Source organism: Streptomyces sp. AcH 505 (genome assembly GCF_000818175.1).
In the GTDB taxonomy this organism is placed as follows: domain Bacteria; phylum Actinomycetota; class Actinomycetes; order Streptomycetales; family Streptomycetaceae; genus Streptomyces.
In genome coordinates this window covers 5,057,898-5,067,648 of record NZ_JTIY01000001.1, presented here as the reverse complement: position 1 = coordinate 5,067,648, position 9,751 = coordinate 5,057,898, and the positions used below count along the sequence as shown (strand labels likewise).

General features: G+C 68.7%; 10 protein-coding genes. All 10 read right to left on the bottom strand.

The genetic code is table 11. The annotated features are described in order from the left end of the window. Nucleotides 1-1,129, bottom strand: a 1,129-nt coding sequence (locus tag HY68_RS40900; RefSeq protein WP_241778649.1) for a DNA polymerase IV, incomplete at its 3' end; no start/stop codon positions are given. 41 nt (nucleotides 1,130-1,170) lie between these two features. Then, nucleotides 1,171-1,692: a MerR family transcriptional regulator gene (locus tag HY68_RS23125; protein ID WP_241778789.1), complete on the bottom strand. Its 522-nt coding sequence runs from the start codon at nucleotides 1,690-1,692 to the stop codon at nucleotides 1,171-1,173. Nucleotides 1,693-1,936: 244 nt separating this feature from the next. Further along, entirely contained in the window at nucleotides 1,937-2,410 is a 474-nt protein-coding gene (locus HY68_RS23120) for a bifunctional nuclease family protein (RefSeq protein WP_033327106.1), read from the bottom strand. 53 nt (nucleotides 2,411-2,463) lie between these two features. Further along, nucleotides 2,464-3,204 carry a MerR family transcriptional regulator gene (locus HY68_RS23115; protein WP_041991811.1) on the bottom strand — a complete coding sequence of 247 codons (741 nt, stop codon included), beginning with the start codon at nucleotides 3,202-3,204 and terminating at the stop codon, nucleotides 2,464-2,466. A 19-nt stretch (nucleotides 3,205-3,223) separates the two neighbouring features. Continuing rightward, entirely contained in the window at nucleotides 3,224-4,174 is a 951-nt protein-coding gene (locus tag HY68_RS40895; protein WP_078863731.1) for an FHA domain-containing protein, read from the bottom strand. An 85-nt stretch (nucleotides 4,175-4,259) separates the two neighbouring features. Next, a complete protein-coding gene (locus HY68_RS23105; protein WP_241778788.1) occupies nucleotides 4,260-5,015 on the bottom strand; it encodes a DUF881 domain-containing protein in 756 nt (251 codons plus the stop codon). A gap of 50 nt (nucleotides 5,016-5,065) precedes the next feature. Continuing rightward, complete coding sequence (locus HY68_RS23100) at nucleotides 5,066-5,398, bottom strand: small basic family protein (protein ID WP_031069011.1); 333 nt, start codon at nucleotides 5,396-5,398, stop codon at nucleotides 5,066-5,068. Further along, a complete protein-coding gene (locus HY68_RS23095; protein WP_041991799.1) occupies nucleotides 5,395-6,327 on the bottom strand; it encodes a DUF881 domain-containing protein in 933 nt (310 codons plus the stop codon). Before HY68_RS23095 ends, HY68_RS23100 begins: the two co-directional genes overlap by 4 nt. 110 nt (nucleotides 6,328-6,437) lie before the next feature. Continuing rightward, on the bottom strand, nucleotides 6,438-8,933 hold the full coding sequence (locus HY68_RS23090; protein WP_041991797.1) for a mannose-1-phosphate guanyltransferase: 2,496 nt from the start codon (nucleotides 8,931-8,933) through the stop codon (nucleotides 6,438-6,440). A gap of 114 nt (nucleotides 8,934-9,047) precedes the next feature. Beyond that, nucleotides 9,048-9,656, bottom strand: coding sequence for a CDP-alcohol phosphatidyltransferase family protein (locus tag HY68_RS23085; protein ID WP_041991795.1), 609 nt, complete (start codon nucleotides 9,654-9,656; stop codon nucleotides 9,048-9,050). Nucleotides 9,657-9,751: the final 95 nt, after the last annotated feature.

The following is a 9,751-nucleotide window of genomic DNA, read 5'->3' as shown; positions in this document are numbered from 1 at the left end:
ACTCGGCGGGCTCCGCCGACTCCGCGGCCTTGGCCGCCGCCGCTTTGGGCCCTTCGGCGGCCGCCTGGGCGAAGAGGTCTTCCTGTGTGTAGTCGGCGAGGCCGGTGACGCCCACCCCCAGCAGCCGCACCCCGCCGGTCGTGTCCACGGACTCCAGCAGCCGCCCCGCCGCCTCGCGGACGACTCCCACGTCGTCCGTCGGCCCGCGCAGCGTCTCCGAACGGGTCAGCGTCGAGAAGTCGTAGCGCCGCACCTTGAGGACCACCGTCCGCCCGGAGTGCCCGGAGGCGCGCAGCCGCTCCACGCACCGGTCCGCCAGCCGGTCGACCTCCGTACGCACCCGGACCCGGTCGTGCAGATCCACGTCGAAGGTGTCCTCGACCGACACGGACTTGGCCTCCCGGTCGGACACCACGGGACGCTCGTCGTGGGCCAGCGCCATCCGGTACAGCGAGCTGCCGTGCGCCTTGCCCAGCAGCCGGACCAGCTCGTCCTCGCCGGCCTCCGCCAGCTCGGCGACCGTCGTCATCCCGGCGCGCCGCAGATGATCACCGGTGGCGGGGCCGACCCCCGGCAGGATCCGCACCGACATCGGCCCGAGCAGCCCGCGCTCGGTGCCGGGCTCTATGAGGACCAGCCCGTCGGGCTTGGCCTGCTCCGAGCCGATCTTCGCCAGCATCTTGGAGGCGGCGAGCCCCACCGAGCCGGTGAGTCCCGTGACGGCCCTGATGTCCCTGCGCAGCTGCTCACCGGCCGCCCGCGCGCTCGCCGAGTCGTCGGCTGAGCCGCCGGCCTCCAGGTCCACGAAGGCCTCGTCCAGGCTCAGTGGCTCCACCAGCGGGGAGAGCCGCCCCAGCAGCTCCATGACCTGCTCGCTGATCGCCCGGTAGACGGTGAAGCGGGGCACGAGATACGCCGCGTTCGGCGCGAGCCTGCGCGCCTGCGCCATCGGCATCGCGGAGTGCACCCCGAACCTGCGCGCCTCGTACGAGGCTGTCGAGACCACTCCGCGCGGCCCGAGCCCCCCGACGACGACCGCCTTCCCGCGCAGGCTCGGCTTGGCCGCCTGCTCCGCGGCGGCGAAGAAGGCGTCCATGTCGAGATGGAGGATGGTCGGGGCGGTTCTCACACCACCGATGCTGCCTCAGAGCACTGACAATCGGCCGTTCGTCACACGGCCCGGTCGCGGCGCCGTCTGGCGAGTTCGTCGGCGGGGTTGTTCCCCACCAGCGTCTCGCCGGTGTCGATCCGCTCCCCGTGCAGCTGGGAGAGGGCCGACTCGACGTCGCGCCAGACCACCCCCACGGCGATGCCGAAGATCCCCTGGCCCCCCTGGAGCAGGCCGACGACCTCGTCGGGCGACGAGCATTCGTAGACCGTCGCGCCGTCGCTCATGAGCGTCATCAGCTCCAGGTCCTGGAAGCCCCTGGCGCGCAGATGCTGGACGGCCGCCCTGATGTTCTGCAGGGCGACACCGGTGTCCAGGAACCGTTTGACGATCTTGAGGACGACGACGTCCCGGAAGCTGTAGAGCCGCTGGGTGCCGGAGCCGTAAGCGGGTCGCACGCTGGGCTCGACCAGCCCGGTGCGCGCCCAGTAGTCCAACTGGCGGTAGGTGATGCCCGCCGCCGCACACGCGGTCGGACCCCGGTACCCGACGGTCTCGACCTCGACCTCGGGCGGGGCGACCACAGGGTCGGCCGCGCTGCTCTGAAGCGGATACGGACCCGCCGCCGTGCTGTCGCCGCTGCTTCCCACGCCGACCTCCGTCCTAGACCTGCCATCACGACGGTAGGCAGTCACTCGGGGTGCGTCAACGATCGCCGCACTCGCCACGCCGAGTGATAATCACCCTGAGAGTGGTTTCGCGTGTCCCCTTCCGGGGAAGGGCTGTCCGAATGCGCTGATGGGGACCGGCGCAGCGCTCACCGGCCGCTCACTGGCTGTTGGTTCCGAAGTCCTCGGGAGAGATCTGATCGAGGAACTCCCGGAACTTCTCCACCTCGTCCTCCTGCTCGTCGGGGATGGCGATGCCCGCATCGTCGAGCACCCCGTCACTGCCGTAGATCGGTGTTCCCGTGCGCAGGGCGAGCGCTATGGCGTCGGACGGCCGCGCGCTCACCTCGACCCCACTGGCGAAGACCAGCTCCGCGTAGAAGACCCCGTCACGCAGATCCGTGATGCGGACCTCCGTGAGCTCTTGGCCCACCGCTTCGAGGACATCCTTGAAGAGATCGTGGGTCAGCGGCCTGGCCGGTGCCATCCCCTGCTGGGCGAAGGCAATAGCGGTCGCCTCCCCAGGTCCGATCCAGATGGGGAGGTAGCGGTCGCCTCCCACTTCACGCAGGAGCACGATCGGTTGGTTGGAGGGCATTTCCACCCGGACACCCACAACGTCGAGCTCGTTCACACAGCAACCCTAGGACGTGCCCGGCCGGTTTGGGTAGTCGGACTCCTCCAAGATCAGTGGAACCGGACCCCGAGAGCCGTGCTGACCAGTGCCGCGTGCAGCCGTACGGACAGCTCCGCCAGCTCCTTCGTGGTGGCCTCGGCATGGGCCCTGGTCTGCGGATTACGGTGCCGGCGCAAGGGCGCGACCACCTGCTCGACCAGCCCGGCCTCGCGTTCGGCGGCGGCTTTCATCGTCCGCAGATGTCTGGGCTCCAGACCGAATCCGCTCAGATCCTTGATGAGCTTCGCCACTGTGACGGATTCGACGTCGTACCCGCCGTCCGGCATCGGAGTGACGAGACCGTACGACTCCCACTCCGCCAGCTCGCTCCCCTCGGCCCCGACGGCGGCCAGCAGCTCGGCGCGGCCGATCCGCGCGGCCGTCGGCAGCTCCGCAGCGTCGGCGGTCCAGGACCCGTCCAGCGGCTCCCGCGGGGGGCCGGGCATCGGGGCCCGCTCACCCCGGCCGACGGCGTCGAGATGCTCCTTGATGACCTTCAGCGGAAGATAGTGGTCCCGCTGCATGCGCAGCACCTGCGCCAGCCGGTCGACGTCCTGCGGGCCGAACTTGCGGTACCCGGAGGGCGTCCTGCGCGGCTCGATCAGCCCCTCCGCCTCCAGGAAGCGGATCTTCGAGATGGTGACCTCGGGGAACTCGTCCCGCAACTGGGCCAGGACGGCCCCGATGCTCACCAGTGGCTCGCCCGTGTGGGCGGTGCCGTGTCCGGCACCGCCCGTCGGTGTTCGCAGCATGGACCTTCCCTTTGAGGGGTCACACGCCCAGCGGACTCGCGTAGAGGACCAGTCGGTACTTGCCGATCTGGACCTCGTCGCCGTTCGCCAGCAGGACCGAATCGATCCGCTCACGATTGACGTACGTGCCGTTCAGACTGCCTACGTCCGAAACGGTGAAGTGACCGTCGGCGCCCCTGCGGAACTCCACATGGCGACGGGACACCGTCACGTCGTCCAGGAAGATGTCGCTCTGCGGGTGGCGCCCCGCCGTGGTCAGGTCGCCGTCCAGCAGGAAGCGGCTGCCCGAGTTGGGCCCGCGGCGCACGACCAGGAGCGCCGAGCCCGCGGGAAGCGCGTCGACAGCGGCCTGTGCCTCGGGTGAGAGCGACGGCAGCACCGTCTGCCCGGTGGCCTCGGCCTCGTACGCCTCAAGACCGGAGATGGAAATCGTGGACGTCGTCTCCGAGGGCCGCTCGGCCGGCGCGCCGGCCCGCAGTGGCGCGCCGCAGTTGGAGCAGAACCTGCTCGCTTCGGCGTTTCGGTGTCCACATCTGGTACAGACCGGCAAGGCCATGGCGGGACCCTCCTGCCGCGACTGCCCTGCTGCGGCGTCGGTGGCGTACGTACCGGTGGGAAAGTCTCCACCCGTACTTGAGGTTGATGGTTTCCCGAAACCTATGCGCCCCTGACCGGCGGGGTCAACAGCCGACGCGCCGTGACCACCGGGATTATCACCGCCCTCGCCACCGAGCTGATCACGGAAGAGCGGGCGATCACCGCTCGCCTCCTCGCTCTGGCCCTGGCGTGACGCGCGGTGACGGGCGGAGCCGCCGCTCTCCTCGCGTGCGCTCCTGCCGAACAACTTCGCAAACAACTTCACGGGCGATTCCCCTTGACCGATACAGACCCGCCCGTGGGGCAGGACGAACCCTGAATGAACACACCTGCCGACCCGGACATCTTGACAACGTCCGTATCCACCGGACAGTTTCCACCACTCAACGTGCTGATCGTGCGCCGACCCCCCGCAACCTCATGCCCTCCTGTGGCACCTGCCATGCACCATCCGGCCACTACGATGACGACCGAGCGTAGTCAGGCTGCTCCGCCGGTCGCAAGGCATCCACGATGATCTTCTTCGAGCCGGTCACAGTGGCTGTGGCCTGCTCCTTCTCCAGCGTCTGCACCACACCGCCGGGAATGTTGAGCGCGGGCTCCAGATCCTGCGGTTTGCCGATCACCTTGAACCGGTACGGAGCATCCACCGCGCTGCCGTCCACCTTGACGTCGCCGCCCGCGCCGGAGAAGTGCGTGTCGGCCACCACCCGGACCTGGTTGATCTGAATCGCCTCAGCTCCCGCCGCCCGCAGCTCCTGGATCGTGTCGAGCAGCATGTCCGGCTCGACGGAGCCGTGACCGTCACCGATCGTCAGGACGATGCCGGGCCCCTGGGCCGCCACCGTACCGGCCAGGATGCCCAACTGCTGCTCCTTCTCCAGGGTCTGCTTGCGCGCCTCCTCAGCCTGGTCCGAGCTGGTCTCCAGACCGGTCCGCTGGTCCTCCAGACGCTGCTTCTCGTCCTCGAGACGCTGGGTGCGGTTGTCGACCTCGTCCAGGATCCGCACCAGGTCCTCCTGGCGGGCCCCGCGCAGCGCGCTGTCGTCGTTGTTCGACCTGACCTGAATGGCGAGCCCCAGGCCCAGCACGAACAGCAGGACGGCCACGACGAGTTGGGCGCGGGTCACCCGCGGCGGCCACAGGCCGGCCGCCAGCCGCTGGCGGCCCGTCAGCTCGGCCGGACGGTCCTGCGGGGGCGGTTCGCTGCTCATCGGCCCCTCGCCCGCCGGCTGATGGTTCATCGGCTGCTCGTTCATCGGCCTCACGCCCGGAAGACGTGCCGGCGGATCGCGGCGGCGTTGGAGAAGATCCGGATCCCCAGCACCACGACGACACCGGTCGACAGCTGGGCACCGACGCCCAGCTTGTCACCGAGGAAGACGATCAGCGCCGCCACCACCACGTTCGACAGGAACGAGACGACGAACACCTTGTCGACGAAGATCCCGTCGAGCATGGCCCGCAGCCCGCCGAAGACCGCGTCGAGCGCGGCGACGACGGCGATCGGCAGATAGGGCTCGACCACCGCCGGCACCTCGGGCCGGACGAACAGTCCGACCACCACTCCCACGACGAGGCCCAGTACGGCGATCACGATGTGCCCTTCCCTGTGTCAGCCGTCCCCTGCCCGGCACCCGTCCCGGTGCCGGCGGTCCTCGGCTCTGCGATACGTACGATCAGGCTCGGCGCGGCCGGCAGCCGCACCTCGTCCCGGTCGGAAATGCTGGTACGGATACCGAAGTTGTCCTTCAGCGAATGCAGGTACTGCCCGTCGGCGCTGTCCAGGAACGCGGTGCTCAGCTTCTTCGCGTTCCCCACCGCCAGCAGCGTGTACGGGGGCACCAGCGGCCTGTTGTCGACCAGGATGGCGTCACCCGCCGCCCTGATCGCCGAAAGGGCCGTCAGCCGCTGCCCGTTGATCGCGATGGCCTCGGCACCCGACTCCCACAGGCCGTTGACGACCCGCTGCACGTCGCGGTCGCGCACCCGGCCCGTGTCGGAGAAGTCACTGTTCTCCCGCGGCCCGCCGCCCCCGCCGGACTCGGTGTCCTTGGCGTCGTCGACGACGAGCTTCACCCCGGGGCCGTGCACCTCGGTCGCACCGGCCAGCAACGCCACCAGCGCGCCCTGGTCCCCGCCGTGGTTCCGCAGCGCGGCGCGCTGCCGGTCGCCGACGTCCTTACGGAGCTTGTCGACGGACTTCTCCAGGGCGTCGGCCCGCGACGTCTCCGTGTCCACCCGGTTGATGAGCTCGTCACGCTCCTTGGCCACCACGGGCGCGGCGATCCGCGCCTGCGCGGCACCGACCGTGACGACGACAGCGGCGAGCACCAGCCCCGCCGCCAGACCGAGCTTCGCCCGCAGCGTGCGCGGCAGACCGCCTTCCTCGGCGTCCCTGCGCGCCGCGGCCTCGGCGTACCCGTCGTCAAGGCTGTGGTCCATCACGTTGTTCAGCAGCGACATGGAGGCGTCCGGCCGCGCGGGCGGCGATGCGGTGCTCCGAATGGGGGGCTGCTGCGACATGCCGCACATCGTCGCACGTCGCGGGCGCTACCGCCGAATGGCCCCACCGGTGTGCCCGGCGGCGTCCGAGGACACCGCCGGGCACATTCCCGTCACTTGCGTCACTCTCGTCAGTGACCTGCGCTGTCGACGACCGCCGCCCACTCGTCGAGCAGCGCCTGGGCCGAAGCGTCGTCCGGACCCTCCGCCCACAGATGGGTGACGGCCTCCGACGGGTCGGGCAGCACCATCACCCACCGGCCGTCGGTCTCCACCACCCGTACGCCGTCCGTCGTGTCCACCTGACGGTCCGCCGCCGCCTCGACCACACGGCGCATCACGAGCCCCTTGACCGCCCACGGCGTCGCCAGATCACGACGCAGCACATGGGCGCGCGGAATCCGGGCGTCGATCTGGCTGAGGGTCAACTGCGTACGCGCCACCAGACCGATCAGCCGCACGAACGCGGCCGTACCGTCGAGGACACTGCTGAACTCCGGCACGATGAAGGCACCTCGCCCGTCACCGCCGAAGATCGTGTCCTCCTCGCGGCCGACCCTGGTCAGGTCGTCGGGCGACGTGGTCGTCCACTCCACCTGCGTGCCGTGGTACGCGGCGACCTGCTCGGCGATCCTCGTCGTCGTCACGGGCAGCGCCACCCGGCCGCTGCGCCGCTCGGCGGCGACCAGGTCGAGCAGCACCAGCAGCGCGCGGTCGTCCTCGATGATCCTGCCGCGCTCGTCGACCAGCGACAGCCGCTCACCGACCGGGTCGAACCGCACCCCGAACGCGGCACGCGCCGAGGCGACGATCTCGCCGAGCCTGACCAGACCCGACCGACGCGATTCGGCGGTCTCGGTCGGCCGGGACTCGTCGAGCCCCGGGTTGATGGTCAGCGCGTCGACACCGAGCCGACCGAGCAGGCTGGGCAGCACAAGCCCGGCACTGCCGTTCGAGGCGTCCACGACGACCTTGAGATTGGCTTCCGCGATCCCCGTCGTGTCGACGTTACGGAGCAAGGACCCGGTGTACGAGTCGAAGACGCTGGCCGGGAAGTGCAGGTCCCCGATCTCACCCGGGAACGCTCGGCGGTACTCCTGCCGCGCGTACACCCGGTCCAGCTTCCGCTGTCCGGCCTGGGACAGGTCGGCGCCCCGTTCGTCGAAGAACATGATGTCGACGGAGTCCGGCACACCCGGTGACGTACGGATCATGATCCCGCCGGCGCTGCCGCGCGCCGTCTGCTGCCGTGCGACAGGCAGCGGCACATTCTCCAGGTCACGCACGTCGATGGCGCTGGACTGGAGCGAGGAGATCACGGCGCGCTTGAGCGCACGGGCACCACGGGAGTGGTCACGCGCCGTGGTGACGGTCGACCCCTTCTTCAGCGTGGTCGCGTACGCACCGGCCAGCCGCACGGCCAGCTCGGGGGTGATCTCCACGTTCAGGATCCCGGAGACCCCGCGGGCCCCGAACAGGTTCGCCTGTCCTCTGGACTCCCAGATCACCGAGGTGTTGACGAAGGCGCCGGCTTCGATCGTCTTGAACGGATAGACGCGGACATTGCCCTGGATGATGGATTCCTCACCCACGAGGCACTCGTCGCCGATGACAGCGCCGTCCTCGATCCGGGCCGCACGCATGACGTCGGTGTTCTTACCGATCACACAGCCGCGCAGATTGCACTGCTGACCGATGTACACGTTGTCGTGGATGACGGACCTGTGCACGAACGCGCCGCTCTTGACGACCACGTTGGAGCCGATGACGGTGTGCTCGCGCAGCTCCACATCGGCTTCGATCTTCGCGTAGTCACCGATGTACAGCGGACCGCGCAGCACGGCGTCCGGGTGCACCTCGGCGCCCTCGGCGACCCAGACACCCGGCGAGATCTCGAAGCCGTCGATATCGACGTCGACCTTGCCTTCGAGAACGTCCGCCTGAGCCTTCTGGTAGCTCTCGTGCGTACCGACGTCCTCCCAGTAGCCCTCGGCGATATAGCCGTAGATCGGCTTGCCTTCCTTCATGAGCTGAGGGAAAACATCGCCGGACCAGTCCACCGAGACGTCGGCCTCGACATAGTCGAAGACCTCGGGCTCCATGACATAGATGCCCGTATTGACGGTGTCCGAGAAGACCTGCCCCCAGGTCGGCTTCTCCAGGAAGCGCTCGACCTTTCCTTCTTCGTCCACGATCGTGATGCCGAATTCCAGCGGATTGGGCACCCGGGTGAGGCACACCGTGACGAGGGCGCCCTTTTCCTTGTGGAAGGCGATCAGATCGGTGAGGTCGAAGTCGGTCAGGGCATCGCCGGAGATGACGAGGAAGGCATCGTCCTTGAGCGCCTCCTCGGCATTCTTCACCGACCCCGCGGTGCCGAGCGGCTTCTCCTCGTTGGCATAGGTGAGCTCCATTCCGAGCTCCTCGCCGTCACCGAAGTAGTTCTTGACGAGAGAAGCCAAGAACTGCACGGTGACAACGGTCTCGCTCAGCCCATGGCGCTTGAGCAACCGCAGAACATGCTCCATGATCGGCCGGTTCGCGACCGGCAGAAGCGGCTTGGGCATGCTGGAGGTCATGGGGCGAAGTCGCGTACCTTCGCCACCGGCCATCACGACGGCCTTCATGTCGGAAGAATCCTCCTCGAAGAGACGATCTCGCCGACGTCACCCGTCAGAGGCAGGCGCATAAGCGTCAAGCGCGGGCCGGCGACACTGCACGGCACGACCAGAACGACGGGCTCAATCGGCCACGGTGTCCGCTCTGACGAGCCGGCGGACCTGGACCACATACAGGATCCCTGCCCACCAATACAGAGTTGTACCCCAAACTGCGAACGCCCATCCGAAAACTTCGGCGAGTGACGCAAGCCAGCCATCTCTGTCACTGAGCAGCAGCAGAGGGAAGGCATACATCAAGTTGAAGGTAGCTGCCTTCCCGAGGAAGTTCACCTGGGGAGGCGGATAACCGTGCCGGCGGAGGATTCCGACCATCACCAGAAGCATCAGCTCGCGGGCCAATAGGGCCGCGGTGAGCCACAGGGGCAGGATCTCGCGCCAGGTGAGGCCGACAAGGGTGGAAAGGATGTACAGCCGGTCGGCAGCGGGGTCGAGGAGACGCCCCAGGCTGCTGATCTGGTTCCACCTGCGGGCGAGCTTGCCGTCGAGGTAGTCGCTGATGCCGCTCAGGGCCAGGACCAGCAGCGCCCACAGGTCACTGTTGGGGCCACCGAACTCGGGACGCAGGATCAACCACAGGAACAGCGGCACGCCGACGAGGCGAGCCATGCTGAGGATGTTGGGGATGGTGAGCACCCGGTTCGTCTGAACGCGGGTCTCCTGGACCTCCACCCGGGGGCCTCCATGTGAGAAACGTGCCGACGATGCCTCCTGACCTTACCCTCAGGCCGGACGGGCGGACGCAACGGGGGTGCGAGGGAGGTGCA

What these genes read in the sequence shown, in the direction of transcription:
- HY68_RS23115 (WP_041991811.1), bottom strand. Translation starts at nt 3,204, where the DNA reads ATGCTGCGAACACCGACGGGCGGTGCCGGACACGGCACCGCCCACACG.
- HY68_RS23105 (WP_241778788.1), bottom strand. Translation starts at nt 5,015, where the DNA reads ATGAGCAGCGAACCGCCCCCGCAGGACCGTCCGGCCGAGCTGACGGGC.
- HY68_RS23095 (WP_041991799.1), bottom strand. Translation starts at nt 6,327, where the DNA reads ATGTCGCAGCAGCCCCCCATTCGGAGCACCGCATCGCCGCCCGCGCGG.
- HY68_RS23090 (WP_041991797.1), bottom strand. Translation starts at nt 8,933, where the DNA reads ATGAAGGCCGTCGTGATGGCCGGTGGCGAAGGTACGCGACTTCGCCCC.